Source organism: [Flexibacter] sp. ATCC 35208 (genome assembly GCF_001975825.1).
GTDB lineage: Bacteria > Bacteroidota > Bacteroidia > Chitinophagales > Chitinophagaceae > Chitinophaga.
Genome location: NZ_MTKN01000014.1, coordinates 45,345 through 67,015, shown reverse-complemented (window position 1 = coordinate 67,015; position 21,671 = coordinate 45,345). Strand labels below are relative to the sequence as shown.

The window sequence follows — 21,671 nt, the reverse complement described above, 5'->3', positions numbered from 1 at the left end:
TGCTTAAACGATGACAGGTCTCCATCAGGTACCCGAAATAAATAAGGGCTGACCATTACTTTTTGGTCAGCCCCTATAGAATAAATTCCTGTAATCGTTGTCTCGTCACCGTCTGGTTCCCCCAATAAAAAGCATCCGCCTCATTCAACCTGGCCATACCCGCATCAGACTGCCCTGCCAACCAACTCACAAATTCGGCTTTAGCCGTAAATGACAGTACCTTATCATCCATGATCCCATCCCACAAACCACCATAATAATAAACCCCATTCCGGTATTCCAACCCCATTCCACAATAATCCCGGTGGCCAAATCCAAAATTAGCTGTCAGCAACCGTTCCGCCACCTTTTCCGCCAATTCCACCCCATAGCTTTCCGTCTTGCTTTCCAGCAGGCGGCGCCAGTTTTGCTGCTGTACCCTGGCCTCCTGATCTCTTTGTCTTTGCACCTGCAGTGCTTCCTGTTGGAGGCGGCCCTTGCTCACCTGCTTATACACAAATTGATCCATGAGCAGATCTGCCTGTACGATCAATCCGCCCAGTTCCGGCTCCTGGAATACGTATTTGGAAACCAGGGTATCCAATTTCTTATCTGTCGGCCATATCAATACCGGCTTTCCGTCATTTCTGATCCCATTCATGGATAATAATGCCGGCGTCTGAAATCTGATACTTCCGCGAACACAATGATATTTCTCCAGTATTACCCGGAGCTGATGGTCTATGGCTGATTGTAATTCTTCTCTGGACGTCATTAGGATAGCTTTACGAACCCGGCAACAATTTACACTATCTCAAATAAAAATGATTATCAACCAGTTTTTCTTTTTATTAAGAAAACAGGAGGGGTAATACCCTGTCATATTTTAAAAACAAACAATGCCTTAGATAAGTATACTATAATAGTATCAACTCATTTTCCCCTCGTCACAAAGCAGACCCAGGTCACATAATTCATGATCCGGGCGCCCATGCCACTTTATAATATCAAATTGTAGGTCCGCTCATTATTTCATTGACCACATACATGGTCTAACATTTCTATCGCACTTTTGTTCAGGCAGCAAAAAAAACAGGATATATCAAAAATAAATGAACCTCCTTAGACCAGCATTAATGGAAACCTGGCTCCATCAGGTATCCGAATGAAAAGAGCGTGTATCTTACTTTTGATACACGCTCTTACATTTATTTACTAATAATCTTAACAAAGACAGCAGCTTTCTATTTATTTACTGACAATTTCAACACTGCCTCGTAACCTTATATCTTTCGAAGAACTCCCGACCATAATCTCAAACTTCCCGGGTTCTACCGTAAAATGGTCATTGATATCCCACAACCCCAACTCATGCTTACCCAATTCAAAGCTCACTTCCTTTTCTTCCCCCGGGGCCAGCGTAATACGCTCAAACCCTCTCAACACTTGTGTATAAGTGATCACACTGCTTATTGCATCATGAATATATAATTGCACCACCTCATCACCTTTTACAGCGCCTGTATTTTTCACCTTACAACTCACTGTCACATTTCCCTCAGGCCCCTGTTGCGCAGGAGTAACTTTCAGATCACTATATCCAAATGTGGTATAACTCAACCCAAAACCAAAGGGATACAAAGCCCCCCATACCGATGTCTTAGAAGAGGCCTCTGAACCCGGTTTAAAAGGAAAAGCATACGGTATCTGCCCCACTGATTTTGGGAAAGTCACTGCCAGCTTTCCACCCGGATTATATTCTCCAAACAATACAGACGCAATCGCCTTACCACCAAACTCCCCTGGAAACCATCCATGAATAATAGCAGGAATATTCCGCTGTGCAAAATTGATCGTGGCCGCACGACCATCTAACAATACTAATACCACTGGCTTTCCGGTAGCATAGACCGCTTCTAACAAACGTTCCTGTACTACCGGCAAGTCTAAACTTGTACGGGAACGATCTTCACGTACCGTCTTTTCAGAACCACCTAAAACCAGAATAGTTACCGCTGATTTTTTAGCCAGATCTACCGCCGCCTGTAGCATATTTTGCTCCGCACTATCAGCAGGAAAAGGTAAAATCTCATCTTCAGGAAAATGCGGCCCTATTATATTACATCCCTTCTCATATCCCACCATTGCACCTGGCAACATCGCTTTGATACCATCATACACCGTCATCAATGGTGCATTTGCAGGACCATACCTGGATAACAATCCTTCTACTTCTTTGGCATTGGGACCAATGACCGCCACTGATTTCAGCGACTTGCTCAATGGCAGCATCTGATTTTCATTCTTCAACAATACAATAGATTCCAGGGCGGCCTGCAGCGACAACGCCTGAGCGGCAGCCGTATGTACCTGACTGGCATCTCCTCTATATGGGTTGTCAAACAAGCCTAACCGAAACTTCACACGCAATACTTCTGCCACCCGCTGATCTAACATTTCCATAGATATTTTACCATCTTTGATTGCCTGTCGTAACGGATGCAGAAAATCCTCCGGTATAGAAAAATCAGTTCTGATATTCACACCTGCATTCACAGCCATCGCCACTGCATCTTCCATATCAGCAGCGACTTTATGCTTCTCATAAATGAACTCCAACGCCCTGCTATCAGTAGTCACATACCCATCAAATCCCCACTGGTGCCTTAATATATCCGTCAGGAAATAAGCACTCCCTGTTACAGGCACACCATCAAAGTCATTGTAGGAACTCATTACACCCATAGGATGCGCTTCTGCTACCGCTACTCTGAAAGGCTCCAGGTACAAGGTTTTCATCTCTCTTGGCGCTACATGCGGATCCGTTCGGGTACCACCATCTCTACCACCCACCGGCACGGAATACACCGCAAAATGCTTGATTGTTGCCGCTACACCCTGCTTTTGTAAACCTAATATCATCTGCTTGCCTAACTGACCGACAAGGTAAGGATCCTCGCCATACACTTCTTCAGCACGGCCCCAGCGAGGATCCTGTACAATATCAAGTATAGGGGAATAAATATTAGTGTATCCTAATGCCATCGCCTCCTTTCCTTCAATAGCACCAATCTGACAGATCAGCTGCTTATCCCACGTAGCCCCCTGTCCACACTGTGCCGGAAAAGAAGTCGCCCTGTCATGACACAAACCTCTGATCCCTTCATTGGTAAAATCAACAGGAATACCCAACCGTGTATTTTCAATAAACCACTTTTGAATAGTATGAATCGTTTCAATATGCTTACTATAAGGAAAAGCATATTCTGACTTGAATTTCCCTACACCATTATGTTCCTCATCAATATTACCAATCCCATCTTTCCAGATCTGATGCTGCCATTCGGGCGTAGGGAGGGCGTCTTTCAACACCCTTCCCGAACCATATAATGTGGCCAGCTGACAGGTTTTCTCTTCAACCGTCATCTGTGAAATTAAATCCCTGACCCGGTCTTCAATATTCGCCTTTGCATCTTCATACACATCTTTTTTTCCATTTTTGTTAAAATCAATCTGAGCATAAGAAATAGAGTGGAATAGTATAGCACAAAGTATTAGTAATATCTTCTTCATAATTTATAACTAAAATCATCATACAAAGGTTGCAAAGTTACTACATCCTTTGCTGTCTCTTTCACTACTGTGATCGCAAATATTTTAATGTTCTTATTCTCCGGCAGCTTGATCCGCTTTGCATGTGCAGGTATAGCTATCCGATATTTAAACATATAACTATAATTGTAGGCTTCATTCTTTGAGGGGTAAGCCAGATGCCTGTGCGATGCAAACCAAGCAATGTTGTCTTTTTTCACAAAAGGATCAGCGATACTTTTCACCGTGATCTCATCCTGCTCAAAACGCCTATTATAATACTGACCGATATATCCCGTCCATTCCTGAATACCTACAGGTACCACATGGTCATCAATCCGGAAATCACCCACCGTATCCTTATCAGCTACTGCTAAAAGATACACGGCATTATAGTCCCCATCCGGCAACACGATTTCCTGCCCTTTACAAATTACGGCATTGCTGTCTTCATCTGCACGACTCCCCATTTTAAAAGCCACATCTTCGCTCACAATCGTATCCGGCACCAGTTCTGCAGGTAAGCTATATCTGCCTTTCAGGTTACCATCGTCCCTGTTATTGTCATAGCTGAATGCATCTACATTAAAAGGTAGTGACACAGGCGCCTGTGCCACTACGCTCTTAACTGCTACAGTTGGAGCAAATTTTACAGCAAAGGATTTGATAGCATCATGTCCCATATCAAAAAATACATGCTGCCCATCAAACTTTGCTGGTCCAATCCGCTTTTCCTGGCCATTCACTTCGTAAGCATCTGCGATACCTGCAGAAAACTGTACAGTGACGCCATGTGTATCGATACCCAGCAGCTCGTTTAATCTCACGATATAATAATCATCAGAATGTTCCATTTTCTTGAACGCCATCAGGCCAATCTGTGGCGTACTAATTGTCAGCATAGCAACCTGTTTGCCATCTTTACCTGCATGCGCATCTGTTTCAAATGCCATTAAAGGTTGATTCAAAGCCTGTCCCTGCCAGGGAGTCAACCCTTTACGCCAATCGCCGGCATGTGCATAAATGCCATATTTAAATGCATGCCTGCCCCAATCCTGTGTACCCTGCACGACATAACGCTTATCAGGTTTAGGTGTGAACAACAGTGTCAAACGCAGGGTCGTATCATTCGGCTTATCTGATCCATACTTACAATCTTCCAGTATCGATACCCCGAATTGCCCACTCTTATCTGTCTGATCAAACCACTGATTGGAAGGCGCTTCGTAAGCCTTTTCATTGTTTCGGGGTCTTGCAATCGTGCCAACGCCCATGTTGTAGGTAGTGCTATCATTCACAGCTGTGAGTGGAAATGCCGCCTTCAGACTTACACCTTTCGATTGCCAATCCAGCAGGTTATCAATCTCCAAACGTTTGCTTCCAGCGGCAAGACTCAAAATCTGGGTAATTTGTGAGCCCAATCCTTTACGGCTCACGGCTACCGCTATGCGCAATGGCCCATTTTCCACCACGCGCAGGGTAGCTGCTTTGTCCAGGTGATCAAATGGTGGTTTCTGACGCTCATCCCAGTCCATATTCCATGCGGGCCAGGTATAAGATTTTTCTGATTGAAAATCGAGTACAGCAGGCTTACTTAACAGCTCATGATTTGTAACCTTATCATAGATGCTGGCAATATTTCCATCTGCACTGATCTGAACCTTATAAAACTCATTTTCTAATGAATGATCGGTAACTTTCAAACCGGAGGTCACTTTTGTAACCTGGCTTCTTACATCATACACGGCCAATCCAACAGATGGCACCTTTGCCTGAAAGATGAATTTCAATGTGTGATCAGACACCTGCAATACCTGACTTTTAACAGGTATACCATCAGGACCATATACTGTAATCCCCTCCGGCACCTTATCAAATACTACACTAGCCGTCACTACATCCTCCCGTTCAATCGCCAATGGGTTATACACAACTACTGCCCGCCCTTTCACACGCGTATCCATCTCCTTCGCCAAGGCTTTCATTGAATTTTCCAACACAGCTGCAAACCCATTTGCCGCTACATACTCATCATTCCACGCATATTCATACGCTTTTGGAATAGACGTACCCGGCAATACATCATGCACCTGACTACCCAATACCAACTCCCACGCATTATTCAATTTATTGAAAGGATACGCCGCCGCACCTTTATAATCTGCTACCACGGCCAGTTGTTCCGCTGCCTTCGCCAACAGTTCATTCTTCCTGTTCATCTTCTTCATGAACGCCTGTGAGGTAATAGAACCTGCACTATGCTCTGTGAGTAACAACTCTCCTTTATAAGTTGGCAAATCACGCTGTATCTCCGGCGTAATGTCCTTAAAGATCTGATCAGAAGATGTCAACACTACCTTCAACTTGCTATCCGGATTATTCAAACTCCCTTCTGCATGTTTCACATCATTCTCCCTTGGTGCACCACCCTGATCACCTACACCATAATAATGAAAGTCAAATGCATATCCTGATTTCTTCCTGTTATTCTCCAATCGCTTACTCCACCCTTCATCCAGGTCCAACCTCACCGGTACATGACTCACATATGCCCCACCATTCAATGCAGACACCAGCCCACTGCCATCAGGGCCATACCAGGTTCCAATATTAAAAGGAATACCCACTGCAGAACCCCATGTTAACTTCTGTGTGGAAAACCCGATCAAACCAGCATGACGTAGCACTGTCGGCAAACTTGCAGGGAACCCAAAACAATCCGGCAACATATAATCCTGGCTCACTACACCAAACTCCTGCTGAAAGAAATTATTCCCATACAGCACCTGCCTCAATATTGACTCCGGTGTAGACATCACTGTCTCTGCCTCATCTACAGAAGATCCGGACACATGCCACCTGCCTTTCGCGATATAGTATTTCACCTGTTGATATAAATCAGGATAATACTCCTTCATCATATGATAGCGACGTGAGCCGGTAAAATTGTAAGCATAATCCGGATACTTCTCAAACAAAGGGAAGTTCTCAGTCATGATGCTCTTAATGTATTCATTGATCACCTGGGGATAATCCCAGTTCCATTCCGTATCCAGGTGTGAATATCCAATCGTATATAATACCTTATCTTTTGCAATGTTGTATTTAGTCTGTGCTTTTAAGCATGTAAAACACAGTACACCTGCAAAAATTAAAATCTGCTTTTTCATTTAATATCCGTCGTTTTGTGTTAACACCGCGCCTGTATTTAAATCAATATCAGACTGCGGTATAGGAAATAAATTCTGATGATCCAGTATCCCTACGCCAGGGTTCGAGGGATCATTATTATACTTCCTGACACGTTCTACCAGTTTTTTTAATCGCATCAATGTGAGCATCCGCCACTCCTCCGCATACAATTCTCTTGCTCTTTCATCCAGAATAAAATCGATAGTCACATCGCCTGCAGTAATGCTGGAAGCATGTGATCTGCTACGAACTACATTGATATCATCCGCGGCCTTGCCTGCATCACCCAGTCCTAAATAAGCTTCCGCCCTTAACAGGTAGGTCTCTGCCAGTCGCATAGCATACAGGTCTTTGTGATTGTACCCACCACCAGACCTCCCAAGGTCAGTATAATGATCTAATGGCGCAGCCACTTTCATATAATAAGGGAATAGGTATTGTGTCGAATCTTTCAGTGGACTTGATCGGCTGGTATACAGTTTCCAGTCGATCACTTTCCCATTATAAGAAGAAGCGGGGTTGTCAAAATAGAAATGTCTCTTAACATTGGCTTCTGTATTCCTGTCATCATTCCAGTCGCCATTCCAGATGTCGTAAGCAATGTAATTGGTAGGTCTGCACCAGGCGACTGGTCTGCCCAGCGTATCACTATAGCCGGTATAACTACCACTATACAATTCTCCCCGGATAGCTTTTACCCCATCAGGCGTATTACCTATTCTATAATAAGCAGGACCAAATGCACGTTCGCCAGAATACTGTCCACCACCGGTAGTATTAGGTTCATTCTGTATCACCCAGATGGCTTCTGTATTATTACTCAGGTTCTGGTTATCCATGGTAAACAGATCGAAGAATGCATTTTCGGTGGAAAAGATATTCAGCTGTGTACCGAACCGTGTTGTCATCAATGCATAGCCGTAATCGTTTATGACATGTGAAGCTGCATCTGCCGCTTCCTGGTATTTTTGTTGTGCCAGGTATACATCGCTTAACAAATGCCAGGCAGCACCCTGCGTCAATCTTCCGGAAGCCGCTTCGCTACCTCTCTTTGGCAGGTTGGCAGCAGCATACTCCAGATCGGATTCGATGAGGGCATAGACAGAATCCTTACCGGCTCTTACAAAATCAGTACGTGGCGTAGTAACAGGCTTTGTCAGCAAAGGCACATCACCATACATAGTTACTAAGATGCGATAACTGAATGCCCTGAAAAACCGTACTTCTGCTACATATCCTGCACGCTGCGTCTGATCCGTCCATTCAAAATTATCAATCCCTTCCAGCACCGTATTGGCCTGGTATACCAAATCAAAAGCCTTGGTCCAGTATTGCTGTGGCAGCGAACCAGTAGGTACAATCTCTGTATCCCAGTTACACAAAGTACCGCCAGCAGGGTCTTCACCATAATAGGCTTCGTCTGTACCCAACGCTACATAACAAAACATATACTTCTCGTCCACATTACTATACCAGTTACGCCCCAGGCTATACAAGCCCACTACCCCCATTTCTACATCACTGGGCGATTCAAAAGCATTGGCTGCCGATACAAAATCTATCGGTTTTTCATCCAGTACCTTATTACTACAGGAAGCCATCAAGAATAAACTAACCGCTCCCAGGAAAATATTTTTACAATTCATTGTCATCTTTTTTAGAAGGAAGTATTTACACCACCAATAAAGCTTCTGATCACCGGCGCCTGCACATCAGGATCCCAGCCGGACCATTTGGTCCAGGTATACAGGTTTCTGCCACTCAGATACACACGGAGGTTATTAAAACCCCACTTATTGATCAACTTGTTATTGAAATTGTAAGACAGGGTTACATCCTGCAGGCGTACAAAACTCTTATCCTGGTATACCGTAGGTGCAATCTTTGGATTGTAATACATACCTGGTGCATTATTCACAGGATTGTCCGGCCGCCAGTAGGCACGTACGTTAGGTCTGTTCAAACGATAGGCTTTGTCCGTACCGCCTGTCACCAATACGCTGGTATTGCCCGCCATATAGTAACCATTGCCACCCTGTATGGAGTTCAAAAAGATGCTCAATGAAAAACGTTTGTAGCTAAACATATTGTTGATACTAAAACGGTAATTAGCATCTGTAGAACCCAGAATTTTACGATCCCCATCTGCGGTGATCGTTGCATCTCCATTCTGGTCTTTGATTTTAAACTGACCAGGATAATAACCTGACATAATGGTTTTGTTAAACAAATCCTGCTCCTGCCAGATGCCCTGCGTTTCATAGCCGTACACGGCATTGATAGAATGCCCTACAAACCAGCCATTGCCGATATCCTTAGTCACATTATTATACAGTTTGGTAATCTTGTTTCTGTTGAGAGCGAACACAAACGCGGTAGTCCAGTTAAAGTCTTTTTGTTTGATGTTCTGTGTTTCCAGGCTTACTTCCACACCATGGTTTTTGATACCACCGATATTATCCCATACACTTGAGTTACCTGAAATAGTAGGAATCCCTCTTTGTACCAATACATCGGTAGTAGTCGCATGATATACATCAACACTACCACTGATACGGTTATTCAGAAAACGGAAGTCCACACCCACATTTACTGATTTTGTTTTTTCCCATCCCAGGTCATCATTACCCATAGAGGCTGCATAGATCCCAATAGCGGTGTTAGCGCCAAATACAGTATTGGTACTGCTCATTTCAGATTGGCTGTTGTAAGCGCCAATCCCCTGGTTACCGTTCGTACCGTATGACAATCTTAACTTCAGGAAGTCCAGCCATTCTGTTTTCTTCAAAAATGATTCTTCTGTCAGCACCCAACCGAGGGATACAGATGGGAAGTTGCCCCACTTCTTATTGCTACCAAAACCAGAGTAACCATCTCTTCTCACAGTCGCTGTCAGGAGGTAGCGGTCTTTAAATCCATAGTTCACTCTACCCAGAAAAGACCGGGTATACTCCCTGGAACCTGCGCTGGAACTGGTTTGTACTTCAGCCAGCTCAAGTGCGTTATAGCCCAGTTTTTCAGAGTTAAAACCCGTACCGGAGGCGGTTGTACTTTCGCTGGTCAGCTCCTCATCACTATGCAATAAAGTGACGTCGATATTATGTATCTTATTAAAAGTATGCTTATAGGTAATGATATTATTGACCAGCCATTTGGTCTGGTTTGTAATCGACTTGCCGGCACTACCATTGACCTGAGCGCCCTCTGCTACTGACTTCGGGAAGTACTGAAAATGCCTGTTGAAGATATAGTTCTTGTTGTAGTTGAACTCATATTCCAAGCCTTCAATAGCAGGTATTCTTAATCTGCCTTTCAGCACCAGGTTTAAATTATCCTTAGGTTCATTATCAGTAACATACAGATGTCCCAGTGGATGATAAGCATAGGATTCACTGGCAATATATACGGGAAACTGTCCTGCTTCATTGTATTTATTCCCCAGCGGACTGGCTATAAGCGCATCATTCAGCGATGTTTCCAATCCTGAATAATCACGGTGTGTATAAGTAGGATCGAATTCGATCTTCAACCAGTCAGTAATTTTATTTTCAAATTTGGCAAAGAAAGTGAGTCGTTTGAACTGGTCATTGACGACAATCCCCTGCTGATCGGCATAAGAAGTAGATAAATAATAGTTGGTTCTTGGTGTTTTGCCAGATACACTTAGAGAATAGGATTGAATCGGCGCATCTCTCAACACCTCATTCAGCCAGTTGATATGATAACCTGCCAGGTAATTGTTTTTTTCTTCATCCGTTCGCTGGTAGGAAGCGACCACATCCTTGTCATTCACATCAGGTCTGACAGGTCGGTTATCTGCACTGCCAGGCCCTGTGGCATACCAGCTATACAGATCCTGCTGATAATAATAATCCACGAGTCTGCGGGCAAATGTTTCCGCATCCATAATCTTCGTCATCTGTGTATTAGCAAGATCCTGACTACCATAGTAAGCATTCAGACTAAAAGAAGGCTTATCAGAACTACCTGTTTTTGTGGTGATCACGAGTACGCCATTTGCAGAGCGGGAACCGTATACAGCCGCAGAACTCGCATCTTTCAGTACATCGACAGCAGCGATATCATTGATATTCAGATCGGCAGTCGTCCCATTAAAGATCACGCCATCAACAATAATGAGCGGTACATCGCTCGCAGAAAGAGAGGTCTTACCACGAATAGAAAGGCCACCTGTTTCACCTGCCATACTACCACTCTTCGCATTCAATCCGGGTGTAATACCCTGCAATGCCTGTACAAGATCAGTAGTAGCGGAGTTTTCCTTTCCCTTCATATCAATATGAGAAATAGCGCCAGTAAGGTCTTTGGCTTTTTGCGTACCATAACCGACCACCACCAGTTCATTCAGTTTACCCATATCTTCCTGCATAGTGATAGACATATTTGTTGCCGCAACACGTTCTACAGTAACAAATCCGATATAACTAAATACCAGCATGGCATTGTTATAGACCTTGAGAGAGAAGTTGCCATTACCATCGGTAGTAATGCCATTATGTGTCCCTTTTTCAACAATGTTCACACCTACTAAAGGATGCCCTTTATTGTCAAGCACCTTCCCATTTGCGATTTGATCCTTTGCATGATAAATGACGATGGTGGTCTTGTAAGTTTTGAATTGGAGAGAAGTTTCTTTGAGAATGGACTGCAGAATGTCAGTAACACTTGTATTATTCGCCTGGTAAGAGATAGGACGTGTGTTGGATACATCTCTATCATCAAAAGTAATTCCCCAGTTACTTTTTTGTCCAATAATTTCTAAGGCCTGTGAAAGGCTGATCTTATTAAATGAGACCGATATCCGGACGTTGTCCAGTTCGTTGGCCTGGGCCTTGAGCACATGAGTAACGCTAAGGCAAAAAATACAGGCAAATAATAGTCCCTGCCTTAGCCCCCTAAGGTAATTTTCCATAAATTTGTGCGAATTTTCTAGTGTTATTTTTTCTGTGATTTTGAAAAAGTAATTCTCAGGAATGTTAGCGGAAGTGGTACCAGCACTTCCGTTTTTTTATGCCTGGAACGACGCGATGTGTGATGTTGCCATGTAGGTCATAGTTGTGTTAGTTTGCGGTGATTATAATTTTATTATCTGCTTGCCGGTAAGAGATCTTATTTGTCATGCTCAGAATTTGCAGCACTTCCTCCAGGGTGGTATTAGGCTTGATGACCGCTGTAAACGTCGGCATATTGGCATTGGGATTAGCGATCACCAGGTCGGCATGATACCATCTTTCCAATTCGGAAATTACGTCTGTTAACTTCGTCTGGTGAAACTGTATTTCTCCTTTTTGCCATGCTACAATCCGGGCAGTATTTGGGATAATTTCTTTTGTAATTGCAGTAGGGAATATAGTCAGTCGCTCATGGGCAGTGAGCACATCATAGTTGGATGCACCGGTTACCCCTACAGCCACCTTTCCTTCGGTGACGGTAACGATCGGTTGTTCTGCGCCATAGGCTTTGATATCAAACGAGGTACCGAGTACCTGTGTATAATAATGATCGAACGAAACGATAAATGGCTTAGCGTCATCCTTTGTGACCGTAAAAAATGCTTCTCCCTGAAGGGTAATTTTCCGCTCTTTGAACTTCTTATCAAATGTAATAGAGGAGGCACAGTTCAGCCATACATGCGAGCCATCGGCAAGTAATATGTCTTTATGCTCACCTGTACCGGTAGTAATGGTTTCCCATTGTGTACCTGTAAATAAAAACTTAACAGGTATGATGAATAATAATGCAATTGCTGCCGCCCAGTACCATATTCTTCTATCTGGCTTAGTGCGCATCTTTTTAGATAATCGCGCATATCTTTCGGCGGCAAGGGTCTGATCGGGGATGACATTGTTTGGCAAAGCTTCCCATTCCGCCTGTAAGTAAGCAGAAAAGGCGGCATTGTCTTCAGTTAACAACAACTGTTCAATCAGTTGTTGCTCTTCTCTGGAACATTCACCTGAGAAGTATTTTTTCAATTGCGTCGTTGGATCAGGTTGCACAAAATGTGTTTATACTATTAAATACAGTAAAAAATAAAAAGAGGTCTATGCGGAGGAAAAATATTTTTCTTAGCTGATAATCACGAGGTACATGACCATCAGCACTGCGTCAAAACCGGGGTGCATGAGCAGGTATTTCTTCAGCTGTTTGAGGGATTTAATGATCTGAAGGCGTACCGTGTCCTTAGAAATCCCCAATTCCTGGGCAATTTCTTCATAGGAGAGGCCTTCGAACCGGCTTTTCTGGAAGATCTCTCTACAGCGGTCAGGCAGGGTGGCAAGGGCGTCGTTCAGGATGGAAACGTATTGTTTCCAGACCATATCATTTTCAGGATTGATATGGAAAGCGAGGTTATCGATGGTGTCTGGGGTCAGCTGCTGGTGAGTCTTTTGCTGCTTTAAGGTGTTTAAAATGGTGTTTTTAGCGATTTTGAAGAGCAGGGCAGAGAAAGGCTTGTTTTCATCTATTTGTACCCTGTAATTCCAGACTTTTAAGAATACGTCCTGTAGGATTTCTTCGGCGATCTCCCTGGTAGGGACAATCTTAATGGCATAACGGAATACGCGGTCCTGATAGCGGTAAAAGAGCTCCTGGAAAGCACTTTCCCTATCATAGTATTTAATCTCGCGTAATAATGACTCCTCATCAAGTTGTTGATAGTTCCTTCCCATATGACACTGCAAAATTATAGAATGCGGACAGTAAAGGGGATTAAGGTTAGGTTAATTGTATCTCGTAGCCAAAATAGTATAATCTTTCAGTTTTTTCATACAGGGGCAAAAAAAACGCCCCTGCTGTTGGCAGAGGCGTTAATTATTTATCTGACCATTTGTCAGTGACCATCCGGTTCAAAATCCAGGGAAACGGAGTTCATGCAGAAACGCTTTCCTGTAGGTGGAGGACCATCGTCAAAGATGTGACCTAAATGTGAATTACATCTTGCACATTCCACCTCAATACGTTGCATACCGTAGGAGTTATCTTCTTTATAGAGCACGCTATTAGGGCGGTCTGCTTCAAAGAAACTTGGCCAACCGCAGCTGCTGGCGAACTTAGCGTCGGAGCGGAAGAGTTTATTCCCGCAAACGGCGCAGTAGTAAGTACCTTTGGTATCTGCATCCCAGTATTTACCGGTGAAAGCCCTTTCTGTAGCTTGTTCTCTGGCTACAGCATATAAATCCGCAGGCAGGATCTTTTTCCATTCCGCATTGCTGACATTCAAATGGGAAGTGTCTGTGCGCGAGTAGTACGGGTTATGCATATCTGATTTATTTTTACTTTGCTGAGCGCGGCCGGTACAACTGAAAAGCGTACATAACAGCATACTCAGGTATAATGCGTTTCTCATTATTTATAGTATTATACTTATAATAACGAAATTCGGACCAATTAAGATTGCATGACATTTTAGCCCGGTCAGAACGCTTTCCTGGTAGTCGTGTTCCATATTTCCCCCCATCATTGGGTAAAATGATGCCATGAGGGAACAAATGGTTCCTGAATGGGAATATCGTTTACGCAACCGGGTAAATTAAGGTCTCATAGAGGAGTTTCCCTTCGTGATTGATCACCTTTACATTCAGTTTATCTTTTGCAACGGAGAAGTACATGAAGCCATAATCTGCCGCCTGAAAACGGCTGTAAGGCAATCCATCCTTAACAGGAGTGACTTCAGAACCGGCACCGGAAATGAAATGATGGGTGACACCGCTACCTTTCAGGTGTTGGAGAGAGTGGTCGTGACCGGAAAGGTATACGTTCACTTTATGTTTTTCTAAAACCTCTTCCAACGTCTTACGAATTCCCAATGTATCATAATTTGTAGTCCGTGGTCCGGCAGTATACATGGGATGATGCCCTACCACGATCTTCCAGCGTACATCTTTGTCAGCAGCAGCCAGGGTCTGGTTGATCCATTCCAGTTGTATTTCGGGGTGTTGCCCTTTTACATGCGGGCCATATTCAGGGTTATCATAAAATTCCGGCAACATAGGGTTCGTATCAATAAAGAGCATCAACACCTTACCCTCCTTTCCTACAGAGAACTCTTTGGAATAATAACGTGCCGGCATCTTCCATCGACGGCTGATGTTGGTATATCGTACCTGGGCGTCAGGATCAGATTTATAATCATGATTGCCCAGGATCGGATACCAATCCCACTGAAGGGAGAAATCTGTATAGACGTTTTCAAAGGAATAGTGAAACAAGGGATCGTGCTCACTAATTACACCAGAGGGATAAAAGTTATCGCCGGTGGAGATAATAAATTGATTGGGGTGTTCGGTGGCCCACTTGCCCATCTGACGGGCTACGTGTAACTGATGATCGGCGCCATTGCGGCCCCAGTCGCCAATGGCGAGGAATTGTAAAGGGTAAGGTGCTGCTGGAACGTCTATGTTTGCGTAGGTACTTAAAGACGAAAGCACGGAAGTACTTAATACACTAAAAGCTGTCTGTTTAAAAAAGGTTCTTCTTTTCATTCAATCACATTAAAAAAGGAGGGTGTATTCATTAATTAATGAAACTCCTGAGAAACGTATAAAATGGAATCTGGCTTCATCAGGTATCCGAATTAAAACATTCATGAAAGGGGGAATTCACCAACGGGGGATGAAAACCATTTTCAGAAAAAGAGGGTGTATCTAACTCATGATACACCCTCTTCACATATCAATACCCTGCGTTCTGCACTAAATTTGCATTCAACACGATCTCTGTAGCCGGGATAGGGAACAATCTTCTAAAAGTCCCCTCACCACCGGTCTTAAAGCCCCACGCATCTTCCCACTTACCAAAACGGATCAGGTCATTCCTTCTCCAACCTTCCCATGCCAGCTCACGACCTCTCTCATCCAAAATATCCTGCAGGGTGATTGTAGTCACCGTAGGTGCACTCACCCTTGCACGTACTTTATTAAACAACTCCACGGCTGTAGTGGTGCTACCCCCACTACGCAACAGTGCTTCCGCCTGCATCAGGTATACATCCGCCAGCCTCAGTACAGGAATATCATTGTTCTGATAACGGCTCACCGCATTCGGGTCAGGATAAAACTTGACAGACCTTGCACCACAGGAAACACCATTCACCTCCGCACCCACATTCATAGTCGCCGCATCTGTCAATGTAATCTCCCGGGTCAGGTTCAGCTGATAACTGCCATTCTTCACCGCAGTGCCCGCAAAATCATATTGTAAACCCGATAACCAGGTCGTATCTCTTGCATCACCAGTTAAACTGAACAGATCAAAGAACTCAGGAGAAGTACACATGGCATTACTAGGACTGAAATTAAGCCCGTATTTCGCCTTCAATGTTCCATGCAGGGTGTAACGGGTAAAATAGTTTCCCTGTGCTTTATTGGCGTCAAATACTGCCACAAAGATGGTTTCGTTGTTAGCTGTATTATCCGGACTAAACAGATCCATATAACTCTTTTCCAATGACAATCCTGATTCGCTCATGATCTTATTCCCATAAGTAACCGCGTCATCATATCTTGCCGTACCTGTATAATATTCTGCATTCAGGTAAAGCTTCTGCAGCAATGCATACGCCATCCACAAAGTAGGACGTCCGTAATATTCCAGTGTTACAGTAGCAGGCGCACCTAATCCCGGTACTGCGGCCAGCAATTCACTTTCGATATAGTCAAATACTTCTGCACGGGTAGACTGGGTAGGGCTCTCAGTACTACCATAAGTGGTGATAGGTACATTGCCATACAAGTCCATCATATAGAAGTAAAACAACGCACGCATCGTACGGATCTCTGCCGTAAACTGTGTACGCAGTGCACTGGAATCTGCTTTTGACAACAGGTTCAATACCCGGTTACATTCCGAGATACCACTGTATCCCCAGTTCCATGGTGCATCCAGATCTGAGGTAGTCCAGCTATGTTTGTGCAACTTGATGTAACTGCCATTGTCATAATAGCTACCATTCCTGTTTGGAATCATTGCCTCATCGGTAGACAATTCTATGACTCTCCAGAAGTCAACCGCAAAGGACTGACTTGACATTTTTTGGTATACAGAACCAGTCGCCGCCACATAGCCTTGCTGTGTATTTGGAATAGTGGTCAGTTGTGATTCGACAGGCACATCCAGGTTGGTACATCCTGCTGCAGCCATCATCAGCGTAGCGGAAATAGCGATATATAATAATGCTTTCATTCTTCAGTGTAATTTTAAAATGTAACATTCAATCCCAGCAGGAACGTACGGGTTTTAGGATAGTAACTACGGTTGTCAATGCCTGGTGTCTGTCCAGACACGTTGATTTCAGGATCTATCCCTTTGTACTTTGTAATGATGAACAGGTTATTGCCCGAAGCATACACACGCAACTGATAGTTCTTCTTTGTAGCAAATGAATACCCCAGAGTAGCATTGTCCAGTCGCAGGTAAGAACCGCTCTCTACATAACGGCTGGAAATGAAATGATCCTTATCGTCATTGATAGATTCAGATAATGTACTTACGGGTACATTGGTGGTATTGGCATAAATAGGTGCATTCATATCAGCACGGGTGGCATTCAGGATCTGGTTGCCATACACCCCGCGTACAAAGATGTTGAGGTCGAACTGGCCATAACGGAAAGTATTGTTCCAGCCATAGATTAACTTAGGTTGTGCAGAACCGGTGACACGGAAATTCGTGAATGCAGTACTATCTGTAGACACCGTACCATCAGCGGCTACGAAAGTAGACCTGCCATCTGCATCTTTACCCGCATATTGCAGGGTATAGAAAGAGCCCAACGGCTTTCCTTCTTTAATGATCTGGTAGCCACTGATACCAGATTGTCCGCGTGCACTGAATGCTGCCGTGTAAAACTGCGATGCACTAAACAGGTCGTTGGAGATAGAAGTGATTTTATTCACATTGTGCGCGAGGGTGACGGATGATGTCCAGGTAAACTTACCTGTCTTTACAGGTGTCGTACTCAGAGCCAGTTCAATACCCTTATTGCTCATGGCACCCACATTCGCGGTCATCGTGCTATAAGGATATTGTGTAGTAGATACCGTGTAATCGCCAATCAGATCAGTCGTACGCTTGTCATACACATCCACACTACCACTCAGTTTATTGCCGAACAATACGAAATCCACACCTACGTTCATCGTAGCGGTACGCTCCCATTTCAGATCAGGATTATCATTTTGTACAGGTGTCAGGGAATTGATCCATTCGCCATTATAATAGAAGTAAGAAGAACCGCTACCATAGATCAAACGGGAAGTGTAAGCATTGAAGCCGGTAGAATTACCCACCACACCATAACCAGCACGTACCTTCAGTACATTCACAAAATTCACATCTTTCATGAAACGTTCATTGTGGATATTCCAACCCACGGATGCAGAAGGGAAATAGCCCCAACGATTATTCTTACCAAATGCAGAAGAACCATCACGACGCAGAGATCCCTGAAACAGGAATCGACCATCATAATCATAAAAGGCCCTGCCATAAAAAGAGATCAGTCTCAGGGTAGACACATAGATATCACCATAGTTGACCGTCGTACCATTACCCTGACCCAGGTTATTCCACTTCAGATCGTCAGATACAAAGTTATAACCGCTCACCTGGTAACCATCGCCATTGCGATCTTCCTGCCAGCTATAACCACCCAGCAATTTAATGCCGTGCTTACCGAATCGTCTTTCATAGGTGGCGAATGATTCCAGTACTTTCTTGGTATTGGATACATTCGTACGCTGTGCATACCCTGTATAATCCTGTGCCAGCATAGAAGAACTGTTATAATACAGATCTGTATCATTGCGCTGTTTCTGATAAGAAACAGAGGTAGTAAAATCCAGTCCTTTCAGGATATTCACAGTTGCAATACCATTTATCAACAGGATGTTTGACTTGCTTTGAATGGTATTATCATTGATCAGCGCTACGGGGTTGTAATAACCACTGGTACCAGTAGTACGTGTTCTGTCTTCATAATAGCTACCATCTGCATTCTTCACAGGTACAGTAGGCATATAAGTAAGCATATTGCTCAGCACCTGAGAAGGGATCTGTTTACCATTAGTGACACTGTTGGTCACATTCATATCCAGCTTCAGCCGATCCTTAAAAGCACGATGCTGTACATTGGTACGGATCACCAGTCGATCCATAGCAGATCCTTTGATGATACCTTCATTGTTCAGGTAGTTCACACTCACACCATAAGAAGATTGCTGGTTGCTACCACTGAAAGCCAGATTATGGTTGTGAGAAAAACCGGTACGGGTTACTTCTTTCTGCCAGTCAGTATTACTTACGCCATCATCATTGATCGCATCAATGGTCACATTATTCGCAGCCAGGTAAGAACGCAGCTGGGAAGCGGAGGCCATTTTAATGGTATTGGAAATTCTTTCTACCGCACCATACGTACTATAAGAGAGGTGTGATTGTCCGGAACGCACCTTGCGGGTAGTGATGATGATCACACCATTTGCCGCACGGGAACCGTAGATAGAAGTAGACACCGCGTCTTTCAGCACTTCCATACTTTCAATATCACCAGGTGCTACACTATAGATAGATGCACCTGGTACACCATCGATCACATAAAAAGGTTCGTAGGCATCCGTACCAGATCTGAAAGAAGAAGGACCACGGAGGATTACAGCCGCATTTTCATTGGGGTTACCACTTCTTGAAATATTCAGACCTGCTACTTTACCTTGCAGCATCTGCACCGGATCGCTATATACACCTATATTGAAATCTTCTTTCTTCACAGTGGTTACCGCCCCTACCATTTCACTACGGCTTCTGCTACCGTAGCCAATAACGACAACGTCGCTGAGCTGACCATTGTTTTCCTGCATTTTAAATGCGAGGGATAACTGATCATTGGCCTTTACGTTATAGCGCTCGCTTACGTGTGTGGTATAACCAATGTAACTTGCTTTGATCACATACCCGGTATCAGCAGGTACTTTTGAAAAGCGGAATAATCCGATAGAATCTGTGCGTGTTACCTTAGAAAAAGAAGAAGCATTACGGGTCAGGATGACAGTAGCACCGGGCAGGGGTTCTCCCTTTTCCGTTCTGATCAAACCTTTGATATCTCCCGTTTGGGCAAAAACTTTTAAATGCAGCAATACGGCAAATAAGAGCAGCACCGCGTGTCGCGGAAACGGTCTTTTTCCTCTAAATGTCATGTTATTCTGTATTTATGTATGATCCTGTTATCGGGTGATGTTGTACCCTGTAGCTGTTTTTTCGAGTTTTAATCCATTCACCAGTGTAATGACAGAGAGCAGATCTGCTACACTGTCAGTATCGGCATAAGTACCGGAGAACTTCATATTCTTCAACTGTTGTTCGTCGAAGGTGATACTGGTATGATAATAACTTTGTAAAGTAAGGAACACATTTTTCAGTGGTTCCTGGTGAAACACTTGTCCTTTAGTCTCATTAGCGGCAATCTTTGCAGGTGTGGTTTTCAGCGAAGGCAGCTTGTTATCAGATACGATAGCTTTCTCCTGCTGCGTGTTAAATACCAATTGTTGGCCGGGATTCAGGTATACTGGTTTAAAAGTGGTGCTGGCCTTTTTCACCACTACTTTACCAGAGATCAGTTGTACGTGTACTTCGCCTTTTAAAGCAGTGATACGGAAGGATGTACCCAATGCAGTCGTGGTCAATCCGCCCGCTTCTACAGTAAATGGTCTGTCTTTGTCTTTCGCTACATCAAAGAAGGCTTTACCTTCTAATTGAATATAACGTTGTTGACGCCCGAAGTGCAAAACATGTTTCAGTTTACTACCTGAAGAGAGTACGACTGTAGTACCATCTTCCAGCTGGTAAGTCTGGTCATGCTTTTTGTCGTTACTGATCAGGGTATACCTTACGGTGGTAGTGTCTACCAGCGTAGCCTGTAAGTACCGTTGTTGCTGTGGTTTCCACAGGAGCACACTTGCGCCTATTATTCCAATGACAGCAGCTGCAGCAGCTATTCTGCGGAAGTAATAAACCTTCGGTGTACGCTTAGAGTGTTGGGTAATGTATTGCCACATAGCCGCATCTGTTTCTTCAGGTATGCGTTGCTGTGTAACGAATTCCTCCCATTCTGGTGTACTGATCAGGTCATCTGGGTGTTCAGCAAACCACGCAGCGAGCATTTCCGCTTCTTCCGGACTACAATTGTTGGTAATAAAACGTGCAACCTGTTCGCTGGTGATCTTCATTTGAACTGTTTCTAACTACTATTCGTTTGTAAATTGGGAATACCCTGGCGCTTAATAATTTGTTAACATTAGGAGGACGAGGAGGAGGGCTTTGCGCAGCACACTTAGTATCCTGGAGATATGGTATTCAACCGTTTTGGGGGAAATAGACAGTTGTTGTGCTATTTCATTATAGGTCTTTCCTTCTTCTCTGCTAAGGCGGAACACCAGTTGGCCCTGTTCCGGCATGGCACTGAGAATTTTTTCAATGGCAATGCGGGTTTCGCGTGCCTGATACTGGTTATTGACGCTATCGTCTGATTCAGTAGTTGCTACTACGCCCATGCGTTTTTTCTCAACAGCTAGTTTACGCAACTCATCGATCATGAGAGAGCGGGCAATGCGGAAAATTTGTACATCTATATTAATATCAGGATTGAGTGTATCGCGGTGGGTCCAGACCTTTACAAAGGTTTTCTGTACGACTTCCTGTGCCAGGTACGCTGATTTTGTCCTGCCCAGCAGGAGGAAATACAGCTTATCCTTATACTCTTCATAAACAGACGAGAAGGCTTTTTGATTACCCTCCTTAATGTCTGCTACGGTATAACGTTGGCACATAGTTATGGAAAGGAGTTGTTGAAAAAGCAAAAATATAAAAAGAAGTAGCGCGGGTATATTAAGGTAATG

At 43.9% G+C, this 21,671-nt stretch carries 13 protein-coding genes; all 13 read right to left on the bottom strand.

The window, feature by feature from the left end; all coding sequences use genetic code 11:
• Positions 1-73: 73 nt before the first annotated feature.
• Positions 74-754: a hypothetical protein gene (locus tag BW716_RS10945; RefSeq protein WP_083722581.1), complete on the bottom strand. Its 681-nt coding sequence runs from the start codon at positions 752-754 to the stop codon at positions 74-76.
• A 473-nt stretch (positions 755-1,227) separates the two neighbouring features.
• Entirely contained in the window at positions 1,228-3,552 is a 2,325-nt protein-coding gene (locus BW716_RS10940; protein ID WP_083722580.1) for a glycoside hydrolase family 3 N-terminal domain-containing protein, read from the bottom strand.
• Positions 3,549-6,740: a glycoside hydrolase family 38 C-terminal domain-containing protein gene (locus BW716_RS10935; RefSeq protein WP_083722579.1), complete on the bottom strand. Its 3,192-nt coding sequence runs from the start codon at positions 6,738-6,740 to the stop codon at positions 3,549-3,551. The genes BW716_RS10940 and BW716_RS10935 overlap by 4 nt, the downstream gene beginning before the upstream one ends.
• Positions 6,741-8,408 carry a RagB/SusD family nutrient uptake outer membrane protein gene (locus BW716_RS10930; protein ID WP_220388741.1) on the bottom strand — a complete coding sequence of 556 codons (1,668 nt, stop codon included), beginning with the start codon at positions 8,406-8,408 and terminating at the stop codon, positions 6,741-6,743.
• 11 nt (positions 8,409-8,419) lie between these two features.
• Complete coding sequence (locus BW716_RS10925) at positions 8,420-11,695, bottom strand: TonB-dependent receptor (protein ID WP_083722577.1); 3,276 nt, start codon at positions 11,693-11,695, stop codon at positions 8,420-8,422.
• 148 nt (positions 11,696-11,843) lie between these two features.
• A complete protein-coding gene (locus BW716_RS10920) occupies positions 11,844-12,779 on the bottom strand; it encodes a FecR family protein (protein ID WP_143708824.1) in 936 nt (311 codons plus the stop codon).
• 69 nt (positions 12,780-12,848) lie between these two features.
• Positions 12,849-13,451, bottom strand: coding sequence for an RNA polymerase sigma factor (locus tag BW716_RS10915; protein ID WP_083722575.1), 603 nt, complete (start codon positions 13,449-13,451; stop codon positions 12,849-12,851).
• A 161-nt stretch (positions 13,452-13,612) separates the two neighbouring features.
• Positions 13,613-14,128 carry a peptide-methionine (R)-S-oxide reductase MsrB gene (msrB, locus tag BW716_RS10910; RefSeq protein WP_083722574.1) on the bottom strand — a complete coding sequence of 172 codons (516 nt, stop codon included), beginning with the start codon at positions 14,126-14,128 and terminating at the stop codon, positions 13,613-13,615.
• A gap of 166 nt (positions 14,129-14,294) precedes the next feature.
• Positions 14,295-15,263: a tartrate-resistant acid phosphatase type 5 family protein gene (locus BW716_RS10905; protein ID WP_083722573.1), complete on the bottom strand. Its 969-nt coding sequence runs from the start codon at positions 15,261-15,263 to the stop codon at positions 14,295-14,297.
• A gap of 190 nt (positions 15,264-15,453) precedes the next feature.
• Positions 15,454-16,962, bottom strand: coding sequence for a RagB/SusD family nutrient uptake outer membrane protein (locus tag BW716_RS10900; RefSeq protein WP_083722572.1), 1,509 nt, complete (start codon positions 16,960-16,962; stop codon positions 15,454-15,456).
• 14 nt (positions 16,963-16,976) lie between these two features.
• A complete protein-coding gene (locus tag BW716_RS10895; RefSeq protein ID WP_083722571.1) occupies positions 16,977-19,973 on the bottom strand; it encodes a SusC/RagA family TonB-linked outer membrane protein in 2,997 nt (998 codons plus the stop codon).
• 27 nt (positions 19,974-20,000) lie between these two features.
• Entirely contained in the window at positions 20,001-21,002 is a 1,002-nt protein-coding gene (locus BW716_RS10890; protein WP_083722570.1) for a FecR family protein, read from the bottom strand.
• Positions 21,003-21,053: 51 nt separating this feature from the next.
• Positions 21,054-21,602, bottom strand: coding sequence for a sigma-70 family RNA polymerase sigma factor (locus BW716_RS10885; protein WP_083722569.1), 549 nt, complete (start codon positions 21,600-21,602; stop codon positions 21,054-21,056).
• Between the last annotated feature and the right edge of the window lie 69 nt (positions 21,603-21,671).